This is a genomic window from Escherichia sp. TC-EC600-tetX4 (genome assembly GCF_019356055.1).
GTDB lineage: Bacteria > Pseudomonadota > Gammaproteobacteria > Enterobacterales > Enterobacteriaceae.
This window is the reverse complement of the sequence record NZ_CP079924.1, coordinates 555,365-577,766: the sequence shown is the minus strand read 5'-3', so window position 1 is coordinate 577,766 and position 22,402 is coordinate 555,365. Positions and strand designations below refer to the sequence as shown.

18 protein-coding genes and 2 tRNA genes are annotated in these 22,402 nt (G+C 50.8%); 3 read left to right on the top strand and 17 right to left on the bottom strand.

The genetic code is table 11. The features are described 5' to 3' along the window. Positions 1-37: 37 nt before the first annotated feature. The 9 genes from nlpI to KXD89_RS02740 form a co-directional block, all read right to left on the bottom strand. Positions 38-922, bottom strand: coding sequence for a lipoprotein NlpI (gene nlpI, locus KXD89_RS02780; RefSeq protein ID WP_000802080.1), 885 nt, complete (start codon positions 920-922; stop codon positions 38-40). Positions 923-1,030: 108 nt separating this feature from the next. Then, on the bottom strand, positions 1,031-3,166 hold the full coding sequence (pnp, locus tag KXD89_RS02775) for a polyribonucleotide nucleotidyltransferase (RefSeq protein ID WP_001295554.1): 2,136 nt from the start codon (positions 3,164-3,166) through the stop codon (positions 1,031-1,033). A 246-nt stretch (positions 3,167-3,412) separates the two neighbouring features. After that, the gene (gene rpsO / locus KXD89_RS02770; protein WP_000059466.1) at positions 3,413-3,682 is read right to left on the bottom strand and encodes a 30S ribosomal protein S15; all 270 of its coding nucleotides are present in this window, start codon (positions 3,680-3,682) and stop codon (positions 3,413-3,415) included. 148 nt (positions 3,683-3,830) lie between these two features. Continuing rightward, positions 3,831-4,775 carry a tRNA pseudouridine(55) synthase TruB gene (truB, locus tag KXD89_RS02765; RefSeq protein WP_000089698.1) on the bottom strand — a complete coding sequence of 315 codons (945 nt, stop codon included), beginning with the start codon at positions 4,773-4,775 and terminating at the stop codon, positions 3,831-3,833. Next, entirely contained in the window at positions 4,775-5,176 is a 402-nt protein-coding gene (rbfA, locus tag KXD89_RS02760) for a 30S ribosome-binding factor RbfA (RefSeq protein WP_001040205.1), read from the bottom strand. Before rbfA ends, truB begins: the two co-directional genes overlap by 1 nt. A gap of 163 nt (positions 5,177-5,339) precedes the next feature. After that, a complete protein-coding gene (gene infB / locus KXD89_RS02755; protein ID WP_000133044.1) occupies positions 5,340-8,012 on the bottom strand; it encodes a translation initiation factor IF-2 in 2,673 nt (890 codons plus the stop codon). A 24-nt stretch (positions 8,013-8,036) separates the two neighbouring features. After that, a complete protein-coding gene (gene nusA, locus KXD89_RS02750; protein ID WP_001031057.1) occupies positions 8,037-9,524 on the bottom strand; it encodes a transcription termination factor NusA in 1,488 nt (495 codons plus the stop codon). Positions 9,525-9,551: 27 nt separating this feature from the next. Then, positions 9,552-10,004: a ribosome maturation factor RimP gene (gene rimP / locus KXD89_RS02745; RefSeq protein WP_001300397.1), complete on the bottom strand. Its 453-nt coding sequence runs from the start codon at positions 10,002-10,004 to the stop codon at positions 9,552-9,554. A gap of 206 nt (positions 10,005-10,210) precedes the next feature. Then, a tRNA-Met gene (locus KXD89_RS02740) sits at positions 10,211-10,287 on the bottom strand. Positions 10,288-10,634: 347 nt separating this feature from the next. Between KXD89_RS02740 and argG the strand changes: the two genes are divergently transcribed. Further along, positions 10,635-11,978, top strand: coding sequence for an argininosuccinate synthase (gene argG, locus KXD89_RS02735; RefSeq protein WP_000207680.1), 1,344 nt, complete (start codon positions 10,635-10,637; stop codon positions 11,976-11,978). 7 nt (positions 11,979-11,985) lie between these two features. Here the strand turns inward: argG and KXD89_RS02730 are convergent, their stop codons facing one another. The 7 genes from KXD89_RS02730 to rlmE all read right to left on the bottom strand — a co-directional run bounded on the left by KXD89_RS02730 (position 11,986) and on the right by rlmE (position 19,662). Beyond that, on the bottom strand, positions 11,986-13,611 hold the full coding sequence (locus KXD89_RS02730) for a phosphoethanolamine transferase (protein ID WP_001333576.1): 1,626 nt from the start codon (positions 13,609-13,611) through the stop codon (positions 11,986-11,988). 458 nt (positions 13,612-14,069) lie between these two features. Continuing rightward, positions 14,070-14,156: transfer RNA gene (locus KXD89_RS02725), tRNA-Leu, on the bottom strand. Positions 14,157-14,170: 14 nt separating this feature from the next. Then, positions 14,171-14,503 (bottom strand): preprotein translocase subunit SecG, encoded by a 333-nt coding sequence (secG, locus tag KXD89_RS02720; protein ID WP_001295556.1) that lies wholly within the window; start codon positions 14,501-14,503, stop codon positions 14,171-14,173. Positions 14,504-14,730: 227 nt separating this feature from the next. Beyond that, positions 14,731-16,068: a phosphoglucosamine mutase gene (glmM, locus tag KXD89_RS02715; RefSeq protein WP_000071134.1), complete on the bottom strand. Its 1,338-nt coding sequence runs from the start codon at positions 16,066-16,068 to the stop codon at positions 14,731-14,733. Next, positions 16,061-16,909, bottom strand: a complete 849-nt coding sequence (gene folP / locus KXD89_RS02710; protein WP_000764731.1) for a dihydropteroate synthase — start codon at positions 16,907-16,909, stop codon at positions 16,061-16,063. The genes glmM and folP overlap by 8 nt, the downstream gene beginning before the upstream one ends. A gap of 89 nt (positions 16,910-16,998) precedes the next feature. Continuing rightward, positions 16,999-18,933 (bottom strand): ATP-dependent zinc metalloprotease FtsH, encoded by a 1,935-nt coding sequence (ftsH, locus tag KXD89_RS02705; protein WP_001107467.1) that lies wholly within the window; start codon positions 18,931-18,933, stop codon positions 16,999-17,001. Between the two features lie 99 nt (positions 18,934-19,032). Further along, positions 19,033-19,662 (bottom strand): 23S rRNA (uridine(2552)-2'-O)-methyltransferase RlmE, encoded by a 630-nt coding sequence (gene rlmE / locus KXD89_RS02700; protein ID WP_000145975.1) that lies wholly within the window; start codon positions 19,660-19,662, stop codon positions 19,033-19,035. Between the two features lie 125 nt (positions 19,663-19,787). Here rlmE and yhbY point away from each other — a divergent pair, with 125 nt between their 5' ends. After that, the gene (yhbY, locus tag KXD89_RS02695) at positions 19,788-20,081 is read left to right on the top strand and encodes a ribosome assembly RNA-binding protein YhbY (RefSeq protein WP_001054420.1); all 294 of its coding nucleotides are present in this window, start codon (positions 19,788-19,790) and stop codon (positions 20,079-20,081) included. Between the two features lie 155 nt (positions 20,082-20,236). On the opposite strand, the gene greA is transcribed toward yhbY, so the two are convergent. Next, positions 20,237-20,713, bottom strand: coding sequence for a transcription elongation factor GreA (gene greA / locus KXD89_RS02690; RefSeq protein ID WP_001148001.1), 477 nt, complete (start codon positions 20,711-20,713; stop codon positions 20,237-20,239). A 247-nt stretch (positions 20,714-20,960) separates the two neighbouring features. Here greA and dacB point away from each other — a divergent pair, with 247 nt between their 5' ends. Further along, a complete protein-coding gene (gene dacB, locus KXD89_RS02685) occupies positions 20,961-22,394 on the top strand; it encodes a serine-type D-Ala-D-Ala carboxypeptidase (protein WP_001212622.1) in 1,434 nt (477 codons plus the stop codon). Positions 22,395-22,402 lie beyond the last annotated feature (8 nt).

Genomic DNA, 22,402 nt, shown 5'->3' with positions numbered 1-22,402 from the left:
GCAATCAAAAAAGATTACGGGCTGATGTGTACGTCAGCTATTGCTGGTCCGATTCTGCCAGGTCATCTTGGTCCTGGCCCAGGAGCGATAATTCCAACAATGCGTATCGGTGCTCAACAAAGTTATGAACGTTGTTGGCAACCGCCAGTTTGAACAGTGCCGTGGCGCTGTCCAAATCCCCCAGACTTAGGTAGTACTTACCTAAATAGAAGTTGGTTTCACTGAGATGCTCAGCGAGCGAGGTGTTATCCGTTGCGTCCGCCTTGAGCCTTTCCATTAACGTTTGTTCGCTAATGTTGCCCAGGTAGAACTCGACAATGTTCCATCCCCACTGTTCCTTATCCGATTTTTCGAAGTGCTGTTTCAACACTTCTTTAGCCTGCTTCTCATCGAGCTTCTGCTCGGCGAGATAAAGCCACAGACTACGGAAAGGATCATTGGGATCGTCTTGATAAAACGCCAGCAGATCATCTTGCGCTAACTTGTCACGACCGCCGTAATATAATGCGATCCCGCGATTCAAGTGCGCGTAGTTGTAAGTTGGATCAAGCTCAAGTACAGAATCAAACGCTTCATAGGCAGCATCAAAATTGCCTGCCTGCGTTAAATATATGCCTAAGTAATTGAATACTTCAGGCATATCCGGTCGGATTGCCAGCGCTTGCGAAAAATCGTTACGCGCTAATGCCCTCAGACCGAGACTATCATACAACACTCCGCGCTCATATAAAAGCTGTGCGCGTTCGTCATCGGTTAAAGCCCGACTGGCAAGGATTTGTTCCATACGTGCCAGAATCACTTCCTGCTGTAAAGTCGGTTGCAATGGTACCGCGAGGACTTCACTTTTACGCCAGGAAGTATTACTGCATCCTGCAAGCGTAAGTGCTGTCGCAACGAAACACCAGCGCAAAAAAGGCTTCATTTCCCACTCCCGAAGACCACGGTTGAATGAACGTCCTGTTCCCGGTTGCTAACAAGGCGTCCTGCCCGGTTAAAAGCCCCCCGCCGCAGCGGAGGGCAAATGGCAACCTTACTCGCCCTGTTCAGCAGCCGGAGCTTCCGGTGCTGCAGCAGGTTGAGACTGCTCAGTCGCTTCTTTAATGCTCAGACGGATACGGCCCTGGCGATCAACTTCCAGAACTTTCACCGGTACTTCCTGACCCATCTGCAGGTAATCGGTCACTTTCTCAACGCGTTTGTCAGCGATTTGAGAGATGTGGACCAGACCTTCTTTACCGCCGCCGATGGCAACAAATGCGCCAAAGTCAACGATACGGGTCACTTTACCAGTGTAGACGCGGCCCACTTCGATTTCTGCAGTGATCTCTTCGATACGACGAATAGCATGTTTCGCTTTCTCGCCGTCGGTCGCTGCAATCTTCACAGTACCGTCATCTTCGATTTCGATGGTGGTGCCAGTTTCTTCGGTCAGAGCACGGATTACAGAACCGCCTTTACCGATAACATCTTTGATCTTGTCCGGGTTGATCTTGATGGTATGGATACGCGGTGCGAACTCAGAGATATCGCCACGCGGCGCGTTGATCGCCTGTTCCATTACGCCCAGGATATGCAGACGCGCACCTTTAGCCTGGTTCAGCGCAACCTGCATGATCTCTTTGGTGATACCTTCAATTTTGATATCCATCTGCAGTGCAGAGATACCGTCGCGGGAACCTGCAACTTTGAAGTCCATATCGCCCAGGTGATCTTCGTCGCCCAAAATGTCAGACAGTACAACGTAGTTGTCGCCTTCTTTCACCAGACCCATTGCGATACCCGCAACGGCAGCTTTGATCGGCACACCTGCGTCCATCAGCGCCAGAGACGCGCCGCACACGGAAGCCATAGAAGAGGAACCGTTGGATTCAGTGATTTCAGACACAACACGTACGGTGTACGGGAATTTGTCCATATCCGGCATGACTGCCAGCACGCCGCGCTTCGCCAGACGACCGTGACCAATTTCACGACGCTTCGGAGAACCGACCATGCCGGTTTCGCCTACGGAGTACGGAGGGAAGTTGTAGTGGAACAGGAAGGTATCGGTACGTTCGCCCATCAGTTCATCAAGAACCTGCGCGTCACGAGCAGTACCCAGCGTTGCGGTAACCAGCGCCTGCGTTTCACCACGGGTGAACAGCGCAGAACCGTGAGTACGCGGCAGCACGCCAGTACGCACATCCAGACCACGGATCATATCTTTTTCACGACCGTCGATACGCGGTTCGCCTGCCAGTACGCGGCTACGAACAACGTTTTTCTCGATCGCGTGCAGAATTTCACCCAGTTCGTTTTCGTCCAGGGTTTCGTCTTCAGCAAGCAGCGTCGCGATGGTTTCAGATTTGATGACATCAACCTGCGCATAACGCTCTTGTTTGTCGGTGATGCGGTAAGCATCGCTCAGGCGAGCTTCAGCCAGTGCAGCAACGCGCGCGTTTAGCGCTTCGTTTACCGGCTCCGGCTGCCAGTCCCAACGCGGTTTACCGGCTTCTTTCACCAGTTCATTGATGTTCTGAATAACAACCTGCTGTTGTTCATGACCGAACACTACTGCGCCCAGCATCTGGTCTTCGCTCAGCAGTTGAGCTTCAGATTCAACCATCAGTACAGCGGCTTCAGTACCGGCAACAACCAGATCCAGTTTGCTCTCTTTCAGCTCGTCCTGAGTCGGGTTCAGTACGTACTGGTCATTGATGTAACCTACGCGGGCAGCACCAATCGGGCCATTGAACGGAATACCAGACAGAGACAGCGCTGCGGAAGCACCAATCATCGCGACGATATCCGGGTTAACTTGCGGGTTAACAGAAACCACGGTGGCGATAACCTGAACTTCGTTGACGAAGCCTTCCGGGAACAGCGGGCGAATCGGGCGGTCAATCAGACGCGCGATCAGGGTTTCGCCTTCGCTTGGGCGGCCTTCACGACGGAAGAAGCTACCCGGGATACGACCAGCAGCGTAGGTACGCTCCTGATAGTTAACGGTCAGTGGGAAGAAGTCCTGACCTGGTTTGGCTTTTTTCTGGCCAACAACGGTAACGAATACCGCGGTGTCATCCATGCTAACCATAACAGCGGCAGTAGCCTGACGAGCCATCATGCCGGTTTCCAGAGTCACGGTGTGTTGGCCGTACTGGAATTTACGAACGATCGGATTAAGCAATGTAATATCCTTTCTCTTTCTTAGACAGTACCTTACGGCACTGGTGTTAATACCCGATCTTCTGCGCATCCTCGCGACTAATGACAACCCTAACCCAGCTCTATGTGGGTAAAGCCTCTCATTAGCCGCGCGAACCTCTGCAACGGAAGATCATTCATAGCAACAATACATTAGTTTCCAGTGAATTGCTGCCGTCAGCTTGAAAAAAGGGGCCACTCAGGCCCCCTTTTCTGAAACTCGCAAGAATTAGCGACGCAGACCCAGGCGCTCGATGAGCTGGGTGTAACGTGCTACGTCTTTACGTTTCAGGTAGTCGAGCAGTTTACGACGCTGAGAAACCATGCGCAGCAGACCACGACGGCTGTGGTGATCTTTTTTGTGCTCTGCAAAGTGGCCCTGCAGGTGGTTGATCTGTGCAGTCAGCAGTGCTACCTGAACTTCGGTAGAACCGGTGTCGTTTGCGTCACGACCAAACTCAGAAACGATTTTAGCTGTTGCTTCAGTACTTAGAGACATTTTAAAACTCCAAAGTATATAGAATGAAAGGACGCCGATCTCTAATTCAGCGATCCCAGTGTACGTTACGCAAAGTGTTAAACAATTTACGCGACGTTAAGCGGCAGTATTCTACTCGTAGCGACCTGTTATCGCAAGACGGTTAACATTACGCCGGGTATTCAACCACCAGGCGACGAGGCGCAACGCGGCCTTCATCGTCAATTTCGCCCATACCGATAAATTTGCCGTTCTCACCTTCCGTGACGCGAACCAGTCCTTCCAGTGGCGCACCAGATGTACGAACCGGGTTACCATTTTTGAAGTAAACAGAAGACGTTAACGGAAGATTCACCACCGGATAGTCCGAAGCTGGACTGTCCATTGGCATCAGTAATGGATCAAGTAACTCCGCGGCTGGAATATCCTGCTGTTCAGCTTGCTCAACAAGTTCACGCAGGTGCTCCAGGGTCACCATCCGTTCAACCGGATATTTACTTACCGCCAGACGGCGCAGGTAAATAACATGCGCGCCACAGCCGAGTTTTTCACCCAGGTCATCAATGATGGTGCGGATATAAGTGCCTTTTGAGCAGTGAATTTCCAGCTCCAGCTCATTGCCTTCATGGCGAATAAACAGCAATTCATAAACGGTAATCGGACGCGCTTCACGCGGAACTTCAATGCCCTGACGCGCATATTCGTACAGTTTTTTGCCCTGATATTTCAGTGCTGAATACATCGAAGGGATCTGTTCGATATCGCCACGGAAAGTATCCAGTGCCGCTGCCAGCTGCTCTGCGCTAAAGGTTACCGGACGTTCTTCAACGATCTGTCCGTCGGCATCAGAAGTATCGGTACGCTGTCCAAGACGCGCAATGACCCGATAGCGTTTGTCGGAGTCCAGCAGATACTGGGAAAACTTCGTCGCTTCCCCGAGGCAAATCGGCAACATGCCGGTCGCCAGCGGGTCCAGCGCACCGGTATGCCCGGCACGGTTGGCGTTATATATACGTTTCACTTTTTGCAGCGCATCGTTGCTGGACATACCCTGAGGTTTATCCAGCAACAAAACGCCGTTAATGTCGCGACCGCGACGACGAGGACGACTCATTAGTCCTCCTTGCTGTCGTCCGGGTTAACACGACGTTCTTCGTCATGTTTGACCACGCTGGTCACCAGGTTTGACATGCGCATCCCTTCAACCAGAGAGTTGTCGTAGAAGAAGGTCAGTTCCGGCACGATACGCAGGCGCATCGCTTTCCCCAGCAGGCTGCGGATGAAACCAGAAGCTTCTTGCAACGCTTTGATGCCCGCTTTAACCGCGTCTTCATCTTTGTCGTTGAGGAACGTCACATATACTTTGGCATACGCCAGGTCGCGAGACATTTCGACACCGGAAACGGTGGTCATCATGCCCAGGCGAGGATCTTTAATTTCACGCTGCAGGATGAGAGCGATCTCTTTTTGCATTTCCTGCGCTACGCGCTGCGGGCGACCAAATTCTTTCGCCATAATAAATTCTCCTGACAAAAAAGGGGCTGTTAGCCCCTTTTTAAAATTAATTTCAGGTGGAAGGGCTGTTCACGTTGACCTGATAAGACGCGCCAGCGTCACATCAGGCAATCCATGCCGGATGCAGCGTAAACGCCTTATCCCGCATGGAACCCTAAAAACCTTAAGCAATGGTACGTTGGATCTCGATGATTTCGAATACTTCGATCACATCGCCAGTGCGGACGTCGTTGTAGTTCTTAACGCCGATACCACATTCCATACCGTTACGGACTTCGTTAACGTCATCTTTGAAGCGGCGCAGGGACTCCAGCTCGCCTTCGTAGATAACCACGTTGTCACGCAGAACGCGGATCGGGTTGTGACGTTTAACCACACCTTCGGTAACCATACAGCCTGCGATGGCACCAAATTTCGGCGATTTGAACACGTCACGAACTTCCGCCAGACCGATAATCTGCTGTTTCAGTTCCGGAGACAGCATACCGCTCATCGCCGCTTTCACTTCGTCAATCAGGTTATAGATGACGGAGTAGTAACGCAGATCCAGGCTTTCCGCTTCAATCACTTTACGTGCAGAGGCATCAGCACGTACGTTAAAGCCAACCAGGATGGCGTTGGACGCCGCAGCCAGGGTGGCGTCGGTTTCGGTGATACCACCTACGCCAGAACCGATGATCTTCACTTTAACTTCGTCAGTAGACAGTTTCAGCAAGGAGTCGGAGATCGCTTCGACAGAACCCTGTACGTCTGCCTTCAGGACGATATTCACTTCGTGAACTTCGCCTTCGGTCATGTTGGCGAACATGTTCTCGAGTTTAGATTTCTGCTGACGCGCCAGTTTAACTTCGCGGAATTTACCCTGACGATAGAGTGCAACTTCACGCGCTTTCTTCTCGTCACGTACAACGGTAACTTCATCACCCGCAGCCGGTACGCCGGACAGGCCGAGGATTTCCACCGGAATGGACGGACCCGCTTCCAGCACTTCCTGACCCAGTTCGTTACGCATCGCACGAACACGACCGTATTCGAAGCCACACAGAACGATATCGCCCTTGTGCAGAGTACCTTCACGTACCAGAACGGTAGCAACCGGACCACGACCTTTATCGAGGAAGGATTCGATAACCGCACCGCTCGCCATACCTTTACGTACCGCTTTCAGCTCCAGAACTTCCGCCTGCAGCAGGATAGCGTCCAGCAGTTCATCGATACCGGTACCCGCTTTCGCAGATACGTGTACGAACTGGCTTTCACCGCCCCACTCTTCCGGCAGGATGCCGTACTGGGAGAGTTCGTTCTTAACGCGATCCGGATCAGCTTCTGGTTTATCGATCTTGTTCACTGCAACCACCACCGGTACCTGCGCCGCTTTCGCGTGCTGGATTGCTTCGATGGTCTGCGGCATCACACCGTCGTCGGCAGCAACAACCAGGACTACGATGTCCGTTGCCTGCGCACCACGAGCACGCATTGAAGTAAACGCGGCGTGCCCCGGGGTGTCCAGGAAGGTGATCATGCCGTTTTCAGTTTCAACGTGGTATGCACCAATGTGCTGGGTAATGCCGCCCGCTTCGCCAGAGGCCACTTTCGTTGAACGAATGTAGTCCAGCAGAGAGGTTTTACCGTGGTCAACGTGACCCATGATGGTCACAACCGGCGCGCGCGGTTCAGCCGCAGCACCCGTGTCACGGTCGCTCATTACCGCCTCTTCCAGCTCGTTTTCACGACGCAGGATAACTTTATGGCCCATCTCTTCAGCAACCAGCTGTGCGGTTTCCTGATCGATAACCTGGTTGATGGTTGCCATTGCGCCCAGTTTCATCATCGCTTTGATGACCTGAGAGCCTTTAACCGCCATCTTGTTCGCCAGTTCGCCAACGGTGATAGTTTCGCCGATCACAACGTCACGGTTAACGGCCTGAGCAGGCTTCTGGAAGCCTTGCTGCAGCGAAGAACCTTTACGTTTTCCGCCTTTACCGCCACGTACTGCTGCGCGTGCTTCTTCACGATCAGCTTTTGATTCAGCGTGTTTGTTGCCTTTCTTCGGACGCGCTGCTTTCGCGTTACGACCACGGCCACGGCCGCCTTCGACTTCACGATCGCTTTCGTCTTCTGCCTGGCGAGCATGTTGAGAAGTAGTGACGTGATAATCGCTGGAATCTTCAGTCGGTTCCGCGTTATCAGTCCATTTGTTTTCTTCCGCCATACGACGTGCTTCTTCAGCAACGCGACGTGCTTCTTCTTCGAGTTTACGACGCGCTTCTTCTTCAGCTTTACGCTTGAGCTCTGCAGCTTCCTGCTCACGGCGGGCTTTTTCAGCCTGGGCGTTTTTAGTCATATCGTCTTGTTGATTGCTCACTTTGTCTTTTTCCGCAGCTTCACGTTTCGCTTGTTCAGCAGCTTCACGCTTAGCTTGTTCTGCGGCCTCACGTTCAGCTTTTTGTTGCGCCTCGCGTTTAGCCGATTCTTCTGCCTCACGACGGGCTTGCTCTTCCGCTTCACGCTGCGCTTGCTCTTCCGCTGCAAGGCGTTCAGCCTCTTGCGGATCGCGTTTCACAAAGGTGCGTTTCTTGCGGACTTCGATTTGTACCGATTTGCTTTTTCCACCGGTACCAGGAATGTTAAGGGTGCTGCGTGTTTTACGTTGCAGCGTCAATTTGTCCGGGCCTGAATTTTTCTGATTCAGGTGGTCAATCAAAGTCTGTTTCTCTTGTGCAGACACAGAGTCGTCAGCAGACTTCCGGATACCTGCATCAGCAAATTGCTGTACCAGGCGTTCCACGGAGGTCTGTCGCTCTGCGGCCAGCGTTTTAATCGTTACATCTGTCATGCTGTTCCTTCCTGCTACAGTTTATTACGCTTCGTCACCGAACCAGCAAATATTACGGGCAGCCATAATCAGTGCTCCGGCTTTTTCGTCGGTCAACCCTTCGATATCAGCCAGATCATCAATGCCCTGTTCGGCGAGATCTTCCAGCGTACAAACGCCACGGGCGGCCAGTTTGAATGCCAAATCACGATCTACCCCTTCAAGGTTCAGCAGATCGTCAGCCGGTTTGTTATCACCGAGGCTTTCTTCCTGGGCCTGTGCAATGGTGGCCAGTGCATTTTTAGCACGCTCGCGCAGTGCTTCAACGGTCGGCTCATCAAGGCCTTCGATTTCCAACAGCTCTTTCATCGGCACATAGGCCAATTCTTCCAGCGTCGAGAAGCCTTCTTCTACCAGAACAGTCGCGAAGTCTTCGTCGATGTCGAGATATTTGGTGAAGGTGTCGATCGCTGCGTGCGCTTCCGCCTGATGCTTAGCCTGCAGGTCGTCAACGGTCATCACGTTGAGTTCCCAACCGCTCAGCTGCGAAGCCAGACGCACGTTCTGACCGTTACGGCCAATCGCCTGCGCCAGGTTACCGGCTTCAACGGCGATATCCATGGTGTGTTTATCTTCATCCACCACGATAGAAGCAACGTCTGCCGGTGCCATTGCGTTAATCACGAACTGCGCCGGGTTATCATCCCACAGGACGATATCGATACGCTCGCCACCCAGTTCAGTAGACACCGCCTGAACACGCGCGCCACGCATACCTACGCAAGCACCTACCGGATCGATACGTTTATCGTTGGTTTTCACCGCGATTTTCGCACGAGAACCCGGATCGCGAGCCGCTGCTTTAATTTCAATCACTTCTTCGCCGATTTCTGGCACTTCAATACGGAACAGTTCGATCAGCATTTCCGGCTTGGAACGAGTGACGAACAGTTGCGCGCCACGCGCTTCCGGGCGAACGGAATAGAGCACGCCACGAACGCGGTCGCCAGGGCGGAAGTTTTCACGCGGCAGCATATCTTCGCGCAGGATCACGGCTTCAGCGTTGTTGCCCAGATCCAGAGAGATGTTGTCGCGGTTTACTTTTTTCACCACGCCGGTGATGATTTCACCTTCGTGTTCACGGAACTGATCAACCACCATCGCACGTTCGGCTTCACGCACTTTCTGCACGATAACCTGTTTTGCCGTCTGGGTAGTGATACGGTCAAAGGTAACAGACTCAATCTGATCTTCAACGTAATCGCCCAGGTTCAGGCTTTCATCTTCATAACGTGCGGCTTCAAGGGTGATTTCCTTGGTCGGCTGGGTGACTTCATCAACAACTAACCAGCGACGGAAAGTGTCAAAATCACCGCTTTTGCGATCGATCTGTACGCGGACGTCGATCTCTTGTTCATATTTTTTCTTTGTTGCTGTCGCCAGCGCGCTTTCCAATGCTTCGAAAATCTTCTCGCGAGGTAGCGCCTTTTCATTGGATACGGCTTCAACTACAGCCAAAATTTCTTTGTTCATCGCGGGCTTTTCACCTCATCCAGACTATTAAAAGTGGGGAACCAGGTTCGCCTTCTGGATATTACTCAGCGCGAACACTTCATCTTTACCTTCGACGGTAACTGTGATCATTTCACCGTCTACCGCTTTGATAACGCCCTGCCATTTACGACGGTTTTGTACCGCCATACGGAGAACCAGAGTCACCTCTTCTCCGACAAAACGGGCGTAGTGTTCAGCCGTGAACAGTGGGCGATCGAGACCCGGTGAGGAGACTTCCAGGTTATAAGCAACGGTGATGGGATCTTCAACATCCAGCACAGCACTTACCTGGTGGCTCACATCAGCACAATCATCAACATTGATGCCATCTTCACTATCAATATAGATGCGCAGTGTGGATGTGCGACCGCGAATAAATTCGATGCCAACCAGTTCAAAACCCAGGGCCTCAACTGGCGCAGTAATCATCTCTGTTAATTTTTGCTCTAATGTGGACAAGCCCACCCCCAAGACATAAAAAAAGGGCCTAAAGCCCAGTTATTCTGTAGTCAGATAACAAAAAACCCCGATAAATCGGGGCTTTATATAACTGAACCCTATAACCGCAACTGCGGTCTGGAGCACTTTCCAGAAGGATTTTTTCAAATCCCACTACGAAGGCCGAAGTCTTCACAGTATATTTGAAAAAGGACTCTAAGGGAAAGTGGTTGCGGGGGCCGGATTTGAACCGACGATCTTCGGGTTATGAGCCCGACGAGCTACCAGGCTGCTCCACCCCGCGCCTGAAACGTGGCAAATTCTACTCGTTTTGGGTAAAAAATGCAAATACTGCTGGGATTTGGTGTACCGAGACGGGACGTAAAATCTGCAGGCATTATAGTGATCCACGCCACATTTTGTCAACGTTTATTGCTAATCATGTGAATGAATATCCAGTTCACTTTCATTTGTTGAATACTTTTGCCTTCTCCTGCTCTCCCTTAAGCGCATTATTTTACAAAAAACACACTAAACTCTTCCTGTCTCCGATAAAAGATGATTAAATGAAAACTCATTTATTTTGCATAAAAATTCAGTGAGAGCGGAAATCCAGGCTCATCATCAGTTAATTAAGCAGGGTGTTATTTTATGACGACGATTCTCAAGCATCTCCCGGTAGGTCAACGTATTGGTATCGCTTTTTCTGGCGGTCTGGACACCAGTGCCGCACTGCTGTGGATGCGACAAAAGGGAGCGGTTCCTTATGCATATACTGCAAACCTGGGCCAGCCAGACGAAGAGGATTATGATGCGATCCCTCGTCGTGCCATGGAATACGGCGCGGAGAACGCACGTCTGATCGACTGCCGCAAACAACTGGTGGCCGAAGGTATTGCCGCTATTCAGTGTGGCGCATTTCATAACACCACCGGCGGCCTGACCTATTTCAACACGACGCCGCTGGGCCGCGCCGTGACTGGTACCATGCTGGTTGCTGCGATGAAAGAAGATGGCGTGAATATCTGGGGTGACGGTAGCACCTACAAAGGAAACGATATCGAACGTTTCTATCGTTATGGTCTGCTGACCAATGCTGAACTGCAGATTTACAAACCGTGGCTTGATACTGACTTTATTGATGAACTGGGCGGCCGTCATGAGATGTCTGAATTTATGATTGCCTGCGGTTTCGACTACAAAATGTCTGTCGAAAAAGCCTACTCCACAGACTCCAACATGCTTGGTGCAACGCATGAAGCGAAGGATCTGGAATACCTCAACTCCAGCGTCAAAATCGTCAACCCGATTATGGGCGTGAAATTCTGGGATGAGAGCGTGAAGATCCCGGCAGAAGAAGTCACAGTACGCTTTGAACAAGGTCATCCGGTGGCGCTGAACGGTAAAACCTTTAGCGACGACGTAGAAATGATGCTGGAAGCTAACCGCATCGGCGGTCGTCACGGCCTGGGCATGAGCGACCAGATTGAAAACCGTATCATCGAAGCGAAAAGCCGTGGTATTTACGAAGCTCCGGGGATGGCACTGCTGCACATTGCGTATGAACGCCTGTTGACCGGTATTCACAACGAAGACACCATTGAGCAGTATCACGCGCATGGTCGTCAGTTGGGCCGTCTGCTGTACCAGGGGCGTTGGTTTGACTCCCAGGCGCTGATGCTGCGTGACTCTCTGCAACGCTGGGTTGCCAGCCAGATCACTGGTGAAGTTACCCTGGAGCTGCGCCGTGGGAACGATTATTCAATCCTGAATACCGTCTCAGAGAACCTGACCTACAAGCCAGAGCGTCTGACGATGGAAAAAGGCGACTCGGTGTTCTCGCCAGATGATCGTATTGGTCAATTGACCATGCGTAACCTGGATATCACTGATACCCGCGAGAAACTTTTCGGTTATGCCAAAACTGGCCTGCTTTCCTCCTCTGCCGCTTCAGGCGTGCCGCAGGTGGAGAATCTGGAAAACAAAGGCCAGTAATTCGACATCAACCCTGCCCTTCAGGGGTGGGGTTACCTTGCTTATCCTCTGTAAACTCCTTTCTGAGCATCACATAATCGAAAACATCATGGTTTGCATCCACAACCCGTGAGTCTCCTTTATAGTGTGCAATCACTTCCTCAAGCGTTTGCGGCTGTTCCGGCTTTGTTACCCCCATCCACGCATTAATAAGGTAATTATTGTAAGCTGTCGAAAAGATGTTGTTTTCCGTTGTGCGATCCACGCCATCCCCAAGAACGGGGCTATACCAGATAAACATCGGGACATGATATGCCTGCTGGCTAGCCTCCCTGCCTCCATGAAAATAGACGTTCTTCTTCGTAGGGTCACGTTCCAGGCCGTGGTCGGCAAAATACATGACCGAGGCGCGGCGATCTTTTAATAATTCAAAAACCTGACCTAGCAAACTATCTGTGTAATGAATGGAGTTGTCATAGCAGGCATCCTGATCGTCCTGCGGTTGAAACACGGCGCTGGATTGCGGATAGGCGCTACAAGCCGGTTCATGGCTTCCATTTAAATGAAGAACAATCAGTTTCTTTTGCTGCGTATTTTGCTGTAATGCTTGCGATAAATGCGGCAACAACAATTCATCAAATCCTCTGACATAAACTGTTTCCATGGCGCGCATGGCGATACTGGTAACTGCTGTACCATTCTGCCGAAAAGCGGATTGCGAGCTTAGCCAGAAAGTCTGAAATCCTGCTTGATTAGCCATATTAATAATGTTGTCGGGGTAATTATGAATGTCATGACTCAAAACAGAATCAGCAGTTAAAGAAAGGGGAACCGACAGCGCAGTGTAAGGTGCGCCGCTTATTGCTTGATTAAACAGTTTGATCTGTTTTCTTTGTGCTTCAACTTGCGGTGTCGTAGAGCGTGTATATCCATACAAAGACATATTGTCGACACGTACAGACTCCCCCACAATCAACACGTAGGTATCAATACCTGTATCCCTGACTGATAATTGAAAATACGGCACCGTGTTTGCAATTGAGAGTAATCTTTGATGCTCTTTCGCTGCTAAAGCAAAATAGTTGAGATTGAAAAACGGCGTATAGGTAGCAAATCGCGACGCTAGTATATATGGACTGAACGCTTTTTTATTTTTTGCATCTTTATAAGCAAATTGACAAGCGGAAAATAAACTGCCCGAAATGACAATCAGCAATAATATTCCTGTCACTTTTTTTGTCGGCAAGGAAACATCATATTTTATTATTACTGCCAAAAAAAGAAGGGATAAAAAAGCAAAGGCACATAGATAAGGGATATACATCCCCAGCATTTTGACAACTTCATCCGGATCACTCTGGAGCACACTAATCGCAAATCCATCATTGAAAGTTGTACCAAAGGTACACCATGAATAGAGGCTAATACTCATGTCTGCCGCAGTCAGTAACACAAATGGTGCGGCAACAAGCAGGCGAAGCGGAAGGGATGATATACGTTTTACAACCAGGATGGTCAGAACGAAGAACAGCAAGCGCTGAACCATATGCGCTCCGGAAGAAGCGACTAAGTTCGTAATACCAAAAACAATAACACAAAGATACAACAACCAATGAGATTTAAAAGTTCTAGCAAATTTGTTGAATACTGTCATCCAGAAATCCAAGTTCACAACCAATATAAACAATTATCAACAATGTTTAATTTTATATCAGACATGTTTTTCAACTCTGATCCATATCAGAACGAAACACTGTTAGTTTTTTCTTTTTAAATGATGCGGCCATTGCGTTCTCAGTAATTAAATAACATTATCAATGCGTCTCTAAACATTACGCAGAACGTAGCCATCAGTCGTTATACTGACAGGAGCAGGATGGTTTATCGAGAAGTAAACATATCCGTATTCGTACCGGAACTGGAGTTGACACAATAAAGTGCCAATTATGTCAGTAGAAGGGAAAAATTTATAACTAAGGCGTACCGGCACCATCGTTTCAAGGTACCAGCTACGAGTAAAGCAACTGGACGAGATACAGATACCTGACAACCATTCCTCAGACCAGGACCAAAACGAAAAAAGACGCTTTTCAGCGTCTCTTTTCTGGAATTTGGTACCGAGGACGGGACTTGAACCCGTAAGCCCTATTGGGCACTACCACCTCAAGGTAGCGTGTCTACCAATTCCACCACCTCGGCACGGATACTACTTTTTAGTTCGGGATATCGCTGGTCGGCTTAGCCGGAGCAGCTGGCTGAGTTTGTTCGGTTTTCGCCGGTGCACTCAGATTTTCCCATTCGCTACCTTTATTGGTTTTGTTGCTATTGATGTTACCCAGCACCAGACTGATGATGAAGAATAACGTTGCCAGCAGCGCCGTCATGCGGGTCATGAAGTTACCAGAACCACTTGAACCAAACAGCGTAGCGGAAGCGCCTGCTCCGAAGGAGGCTCCCATATCAGCGCCTTTACCTTGCTGCAGCATGATCAGACCAACAAGGCCAATTGCCACAATAAGGAAAACTACTAAAAGAGCTTCATACATAATCAACCTGTTCCTTGCGGAGTTGCCGCGTACCAATGCTTCAACCAATAAAGCGGGAGTTTTTAATCTTTCCCACTGAAGCGGGTGTGAATACTAACCAAAGCGAATGACCTTCGCAAGGGCAATTTTATCGCATTGTATCAACTGCGGAAAAAAACAGCAAAACCGATGTGTTCGCTGAGAAAAAAGGCGACAATCGCCGCCTTTTTAGCCAGTTATCTAACGCTTTAAACGGCTTTTACTGCATCGGCGATGCGGTGTGCAAATTCAGTCACCTGCGCTTCGTCTTCGCCTTCCACCATCACGCGAATTAACGGTTCGGTGCCGGATTTACGCAGCAACACGCGTCCACGGTTGCCCAGCGCAGCTTCAACCTCTGCGGTCACGGCTTTAACTGACTCATGCTCAAGTGGATCGCCGCTACCTGCGGTGTAACGTACGTTAACCAGAATCTGCGGGAACATTTTCATGCCGCTGCAAAGGTCGTGCAGGCTCATATGGTTACGTGCCATCGCCGCCAGCACCTGCAAGCCAGCAACGATGCCGTCACCGGTAGTAGTTTTATCCAGCAGGATCACATGACCGGAATTCTCTGCACCGATACGCCAGCCTTTCTCCTGCATTTTTTCCAGTACGTAGCGGTCACCCACTTTCGCGCGCGCAAATGGAATTCCTAACTGTTTCAGCGCCAGTTCAAGCCCCATGTTGCTCATCAATGTACCCACAGCGCCACCACGCAGCTGGCCCTGACGAAGACCTTCACGCGCGATGATATACATGATCTGATCGCCATCGACTTTATTGCCTTCATGGTCAACCATAATCACGCGATCGCCATCGCCGTCGAAGGCAATACCGAGATCCGCTTTTTCAGCCAGCACACGAGCCTGGAGCGCGCGAACGTCGGTAGCCCCCACTTCGGCATTGATGTTTACACCGTTTGGCTCACAACCGATAGCGATAACGTTCGCCCCCAGTTCGCGCAGCACGTTCGGCGCGATGTGATAAGTCGCACCGTTTGCACAATCCACCACAATCTTCAGTTCACTGAGGCTAAGTTCGTTCGGGAACGTGGCTTTGCAAAACTCGATATAGCGACCCGCGGCATCAACGATACGGCTGGCTTTACCCAGTTCTGCCGAATCAACGCAGCTGATCTCCTTTTCCATTTCCGCTTCGATGGCCTCTTCTACCGCATCCGGCAGTTTGGTGCCGTCGATAGAGAAGAATTTAATGCCATTATCGTAGAACGGGTTATGCGATGCAGATATCACAATTCCGGCCTCTGCGCGGAAGGTACGCGTCAGATAAGCCACGGCCGGTGTTGGCATCGGGCCAGTGAAGAGTGCGGAAAGGCCCGCTGCCGCCAGACCCGCTTCCAGTGCTGACTCCAGCATATAGCCAGAAATACGCGTGTCTTTACCAATAATAATCTTACGGGAGCCGTGGCGCGCCAGCACTTTACCCGCGGCCCAACCCAGCTTAAGCACAAAATCAGGTGTGATCGGCGCATCCCCTACACGACCACGAATCCCATCGGTACCGAAATATTTACGATTACTCATAGCGTTTGTTTTCCTTTGCAGACAGAGTGGCTTCCACCACCCGCATCGCTTCTACGGTTTCTTTGACGTCATGAACACGAATGATGTGCGCGCCTTGCATTGCGGCAATGACCGCACAGGCCAGACTACCGCTCAGGCGCTCGGACGGCCCCACGTTCAGCAGCTGCCCAATCATCGATTTTCGTGACATACCCACCAACAGCGGCAGGTTGAAATGGTGAAATTCAGCCAGGCGCGCCAGTAATGAATAGTTATGGGAGAGATTTTTACCGAAACCGAATCCGGGGTCGAGCAACAATTTCTCTTTTGCGATACCCGCCTGCTCGCAACGTGCTATTTGCTCAATAAAGTAGCGATTCACTTCTGCAAAGACATCGTCATACTTCGGAGCTTCCTGCATGGTTTTTGGATTTCCCTGCATATGCATCAGACAAACCGGTAAACCGGTTTCTGCAGCCGCCTCCAGAGCGCCAGGTTCGGAAAGGGAGCGGATATCATTAATAATGTGAGCGCCAACTTTCGCTGACTCACGGATGACTTCTGGTTTGGATGTATCGACTGAGATCCAGACTTCGAAGCGTTGAGCAATTGCCTCAACCACAGGAATAACACGTTGCAACTCTTCTTCAACGCTAACTTCCGCCGCCCCTGGGCGCGTGGACTCGCCACCAACGTCAATGATCGTCGCGCCAGCGTTGATCATCAGATTCGCATGTTTCACCGCATCTATCAGCGAGTTATGCGTGCCACCATCCGAAAAGGAATCAGGCGTGACGTTGAGGATCCCCATTACGTGAGGATGGCTAAGGTCCAGTGAAGTACCCTGGGCAAAGAGTTTCATGATGTTATCCCTGGTATGAATTGATAAGAAAAAACCCCGGAGCACGCCCCGGGGTTTTCGGTACAAATACAGTCATCTGATGCGGGAACTTACTTGTCGCCTAACTGCTCTGACATGGTGTTACCCGGGTTCGGCGTACGCGGTTCATCAACCGGACGAGGAGCCTTTGGACTACCATTGTCGCCAGAATTGTTAGAAGCGCCTGGTTCTTCCCAGCCCGCTGGCGGACGTACATCGCGACGTGCCATCAGGTCATCAATCTGCGGTGCGTCGATAGTCTCATATTTCATGAGAGCATCTTTCATCGCATGCAGAATATCCATATTGTCGGTCAGAAGCTGACGCGCACGATTATAGTTACGCTCAATCAGTGCTTTCACTTCCTGGTCGATGATACGTGCAGTTTCATCGGACATATGTTTCGCTTTCGCTACGCTACGGCCGAGGAACACTTCACCTTCTTCTTCCGCGTACAGCAGTGGACCCAATTTCTCAGAGAAGCCCCACTGAGTCACCATGTTACGTGCCAGGTTGGTCGCAACTTTAATATCGTTGGACGCACCGGTAGATACATGTTCCGGCCCGTAGATGATCTCTTCTGCCAGACGACCACCGTACAGCGTAGAAATCTGGCTTTCCAGTTTCTGACGGCTGGCGCTGATTGCGTCGCCCTCAGGCAAGAAGAAAGTCACACCCAGCGCACGACCGCGTGGGATAATCGTCACTTTGTGCACCGGATCGTGTTCCGGCACCAGGCGACCGATAATCGCATGACCCGCTTCGTGGTAAGCCGTCGATTCTTTCTGCGCTTCCGTCATCACCATGGAGCGACGTTCCGCACCCATCATGATTTTGTCTTTCGCTTTCTCGAACTCAACCATCGACACAACGCGTTTGTTGCCACGAGCAGCGAACAGTGCCGCTTCGTTCACCAGGTTCGCCAGGTCAGCACCGGAGAAACCAGGAGTACCACGGGCAATGATTGCCGCGTCGATATCGGGTGCCAATGGTACGCGACGCATGTGAACTTTCAGGATCTGCTCACGACCGCGAACATCTGGCAAGCCGACCACAACCTGACGGTCGAAACGGCCAGGACGCAGCAGGGCCGGGTCGAGAACGTCCGGACGGTTAGTCGCGGCGATAACGATGATACCTTCGTTACCTTCGAAGCCATCCATCTCAACCAGCATCTGGTTCAGAGTCTGTTCACGTTCATCGTGACCACCGCCCAGACCAGCGCCACGCTGGCGGCCTACGGCGTCGATTTCATCGATAAAGATGATGCACGGTGCCGCTTTCTTCGCCTGTTCGAACATGTCACGAACACGGGATGCACCCACACCGACGAACATTTCTACGAAGTCAGAACCGGAGATAGTAAAGAACGGAACTTTCGCTTCGCCTGCAATCGCTTTCGCCAGCAGCGTTTTACCGGTACCCGGAGGACCGACCATCAAGACGCCTTTCGGGATCTTACCGCCGAGTTTCTGGAAGCGGCTCGGCTCGCGCAGATACTCAACCAGTTCAGCAACTTCTTCTTTTGCTTCGTCGCAGCCCGCAACGTCAGCAAAGGTCGTTTTGATCTGATCTTCCGTCAGCATGCGCGCTTTGCTCTTACCAAACGACATGGCACCTTTGCCACCGCCGCCCTGCATTTGACGCATGAAGAAGATCCAGACACCAATCAGCAACAGCATCGGGAACCAGGAGATGAAGATAGAAGCCAGCAGGCTTGGTTCTTCAGGCGGTTCACCGACAACCTTGACGTTCTTGGTCAACAGGTTATCCAGTAATTTCGGATCCTGAACCGGAATGTAAGTGGTATAACGGTTACTATCTTTCTTGGTAACGTTGATTTCACGTCCGTTGATACGCGCTTCACGAACCTGGTCGTTATTGACCTCTTGTAGGAAGGTAGAGTAATCCACCTTACGGCCATTAGACTCGCTGGGCCCAAAGCTCTGGAATACTGACATCAGCACAACGGCAATGACCAGCCAGAGTATTAGGTTTTTCGCCATGTCACTCAAGGGATTAACCTCTTATTACAACTGTGTTAAAAACAGCGTCAGGATACTCTATATCCAGCATCTTTCAAACTTTCGTCTGAAATCTCCCGGTTAGGGTTTACGCCCGGTCGCTACAATATACACTTCCCGCGAACGTGCACGAGAAGAGTCCGGCTTACGAACTTTGACCTTCGTAAACAGGGAGCGAATTTCCCTTAGATACTCATCGAAACCTTCGCCCTGGAACACCTTCACTACAAAACTGCCACCTGGCGCTAATACATCACGACACATTTCTAGCGCCAGTTCCACCAGATACATGGCACGGGGGATATCCACCGCCGGTGTTCCGCTCATGTTTGGTGCCATATCGGACATGACAACCTGGACTTTGCTGTCGCCAACGCGCTCCAGCAGTGCTTTCATCACCAGTTCATCACGAAAATCGCCCTGAAGAAAGTCCACACCAACGATAGGATCCATAGGTAAAAGATCGCAAGCGATGATGCGGCCTTTGCCGCCAATTTGGGTGACCACATATTGTGACCAACCACCCGGAGCAGCACCAAGGTCGACAACCGTCATTCCCGGTTTAAAGAGTTTGTCACTTTGCTGTATTTCATCAAGTTTAAACCAGGCACGGGAACGTAACCCCTTTTTCTGTGCCTGTTGAACATATTTATCGCTAAAGTGTTCCTGAAGCCAGCGGCTGGAGCTGGCAGAACGCTTCTTACCTGTCATTTAACTTTCCCATGGGGATAACTCATCGTAACCAATTGCGTAAATTTTTACGCGCCTATTTGGTGATATATGGGAGATGGCGGTAGAATGACCCGTTTTCAATCCCAACGTAAGCAAAAAATACGATGAATCTGAGTACTAAACAAAAACAGCACCTGAAAGGTCTGGCACATCCGCTCAAGCCAGTTGTTCTGCTTGGCAGTAATGGTTTGACCGAAGGGGTGCTGGCCGAGATTGAACAAGCGTTAGAGCACCATGAACTCATCAAGGTGAAAATCGCCACCGAAGATCGCGAAACTAAAACCTTGATCGTGGAAGCTATCGTGCGCGAAACCGGCGCCTGTAATGTACAGGTCATCGGTAAAACGCTGGTGCTTTATCGCCCAACTAAAGAACGTAAAATCTCGCTGCCACGCTAAGATTATCCTAAAGTTACACACATTTGCTGTGTAAAACGAGGGGTTTTCCGCAGGCAGGAGAGCAAAATGCCACGCTCTGTTCGTTGATAAAAGGCCGCATAGCGGCCTTTTTCCTTTCTTTACAATACATCAACATCTTGAGTATTGGGTAATTCTTACAGGTATTCCACCTTAATTACTTCAAATTCTACTTCGCCGCCCGGCGTTTTGATGACCACAACATCATCTTCTTCTTTGCCGATCAGGCCACGAGCAATAGGCGAGTTTACAGAAATCAGGTTTTGTTTAAAGTCAGCTTCGTCATCGCCAACGATGCGATAAGTCTGTTCTTCGTCAGAATCCAGATTCAGCACCGTTACGGTAGCACCAAAAATAACGCGCCCATTGTTGGGCATTTTGGTGACATCAATCACCTGCGCGTTCGACAGCTTGGCTTCGATGTCTTTAATACGGCCTTCGCAGAAACCCTGCTGTTCACGAGCTGCGTGGTATTCGGCGTTTTCTTTCAGGTCGCCATGCTCACGCGCTTCCGCGATAGCAGCAATGATTTCAGGACGGCGCACAGATTTCAGAAAATCCAGCTCTTCGCGTAATTTTTCAGCGCCGCGTAAGGTCATCGGAATAGCTTGCATTTGTTATACCTCTTGAATATTCCTGATAGGGCAAGTCTTCACCCACCCCGGCTGTTCGGCCTGCCCGGCATAACTCCTTACCGGGACCAGAAGCAAAAAAATACCGACCCGGGTACAAGTCCCAGGTCAGCTACAATTCACATTTTGATAGTCATTTTACCCTGAAGTTCCCGAAGGGTCATCGTTTACTTTATAGGGCGTTGCGCCGTAGTATGACGGCTCGATTCCAGGTTGTTAGCGCGAGATTATGCGATTTTCCAGATTTATCATCGGATTGACCAGCTGTATAGCGTTCAGTGTTCAGGCCGCAAATGTTGATGAGTACATTACTCAACTCCCCGCTGGTGCCAACCTTGCCCTGATGGTGCAAAAAGTCGGCGCGTCGGCCCCCGCTATTGATTACCACAGTCAGCAGATGGCGCTGCCTGCCAGTACCCAGAAAGTGATTACTGCGCTGGCGGCGTTGATTCAACTCGGCCCCGATTTTCGTTTTACCACGACGCTTGAAACCAAAGGCAATGTGGAAAACGGCGTACTTAAGGGTGACTTAGTGGCGCGATTTGGTGCCGATCCGACGTTAAAACGTCAGGATATTCGCAATATGGTCGCGACTTTGAAAAAATCTGGCGTCAACCAAATCGATGGCAATGTGTTGATAGATACCTCCATTTTCGCCAGCCACGATAAAGCCCCCGGCTGGCCATGGAATGACATGACACAATGCTTTAGCGCTCCGCCTGCCGCCGCCATAGTTGACCGCAACTGTTTCTCCGTCTCGCTCTACAGTGCCCCAAAGCCTGGTGATATGGCTTTTATACGCGTGGCATCTTATTACCCCGTTACGATGTTCAGCCAGGTACGCACCCTCCCCCGTGGTTCTGCCGAAGCGCAATACTGCGAACTGGATGTGGTGCCAGGCGACCTGAACCGCTTTACGCTGACGGGATGCCTGCCACAACGTTCTGAGCCGCTCCCGTTGGCTTTTGCCGTGCAGGATGGAGCCAGCTATGCCGGTGCAATTCTGAAATATGAGTTAAAACAGGCGGGTATCACCTGGAGCGGAACACTGCTGCGCCAGACTCAGGTTAACGAACCTGGAACGGTAGTTGCCAGTAAACAGTCGGCCCCGCTGCACGATCTGCTTAAGATTATGCTGAAAAAGTCGGACAACATGATCGCCGATACGGTTTTCCGCATGATAGGCCATGCGCGCTTCAATGTGCCTGGAACATGGCGGGCCGGGTCGGACGCCGTGCGTCAGATCCTGCGCCAGCAAGCCGGTGTCGATATTGGAAACACCATTATTGCCGATGGTTCAGGGCTTTCGCGGCATAACCTGATTGCCCCCGCCACCATGATGCAGGTGCTGCAATACATTGCCCAACACGACAATGAACTTAACTTTATCTCCATGCTGCCGCTGGCGGGCTATGACGGCTCTTTGCAGTACCGTGCAGGTCTGCATCAGGCGGGCGTGGATGGAAAAGTCTCAGCGAAAACCGGTTCGTTGCAGGGGGTATATAACCTGGCGGGATTCATTACCACAGCGAGCGGGCAACGAATGGCGTTTGTGCAATATCTTTCTGGCTATGCAGTAGAACCTGCGGATCAGCGTAATCGCCGTATTCCGTTAGTGCGTTTTGAAAGCCGTTTGTATAAAGATATTTATCAGAACAATTAGTCAAAAAG

What these genes read in the sequence shown, in the direction of transcription:
- nlpI (WP_000802080.1), bottom strand. Translation starts at nt 922, where the DNA reads ATGAAGCCTTTTTTGCGCTGGTGTTTCGTTGCGACAGCACTTACGCTT.
- rpsO (WP_000059466.1), bottom strand. Translation starts at nt 3,682, where the DNA reads ATGTCTCTAAGTACTGAAGCAACAGCTAAAATCGTTTCTGAGTTTGGT.
- truB (WP_000089698.1), bottom strand. Translation starts at nt 4,775, where the DNA reads ATGAGTCGTCCTCGTCGTCGCGGTCGCGACATTAACGGCGTTTTGTTG.
- rbfA (WP_001040205.1), bottom strand. Translation starts at nt 5,176, where the DNA reads ATGGCGAAAGAATTTGGTCGCCCGCAGCGCGTAGCGCAGGAAATGCAA.
- infB (WP_000133044.1), bottom strand. Translation starts at nt 8,012, where the DNA reads ATGACAGATGTAACGATTAAAACGCTGGCCGCAGAGCGACAGACCTCC.
- nusA (WP_001031057.1), bottom strand. Translation starts at nt 9,524, where the DNA reads ATGAACAAAGAAATTTTGGCTGTAGTTGAAGCCGTATCCAATGAAAAG.
- argG (WP_000207680.1), top strand. Translation starts at nt 10,635, where the DNA reads ATGACGACGATTCTCAAGCATCTCCCGGTAGGTCAACGTATTGGTATC.
- KXD89_RS02730 (WP_001333576.1), bottom strand. Translation starts at nt 13,611, where the DNA reads ATGACAGTATTCAACAAATTTGCTAGAACTTTTAAATCTCATTGGTTG.
- secG (WP_001295556.1), bottom strand. Translation starts at nt 14,503, where the DNA reads ATGTATGAAGCTCTTTTAGTAGTTTTCCTTATTGTGGCAATTGGCCTT.
- glmM (WP_000071134.1), bottom strand. Translation starts at nt 16,068, where the DNA reads ATGAGTAATCGTAAATATTTCGGTACCGATGGGATTCGTGGTCGTGTA.
- folP (WP_000764731.1), bottom strand. Translation starts at nt 16,909, where the DNA reads ATGAAACTCTTTGCCCAGGGTACTTCACTGGACCTTAGCCATCCTCAC.
- ftsH (WP_001107467.1), bottom strand. Translation starts at nt 18,933, where the DNA reads ATGGCGAAAAACCTAATACTCTGGCTGGTCATTGCCGTTGTGCTGATG.
- rlmE (WP_000145975.1), bottom strand. Translation starts at nt 19,662, where the DNA reads ATGACAGGTAAGAAGCGTTCTGCCAGCTCCAGCCGCTGGCTTCAGGAA.
- yhbY (WP_001054420.1), top strand. Translation starts at nt 19,788, where the DNA reads ATGAATCTGAGTACTAAACAAAAACAGCACCTGAAAGGTCTGGCACAT.
- greA (WP_001148001.1), bottom strand. Translation starts at nt 20,713, where the DNA reads ATGCAAGCTATTCCGATGACCTTACGCGGCGCTGAAAAATTACGCGAA.
- dacB (WP_001212622.1), top strand. Translation starts at nt 20,961, where the DNA reads ATGCGATTTTCCAGATTTATCATCGGATTGACCAGCTGTATAGCGTTC.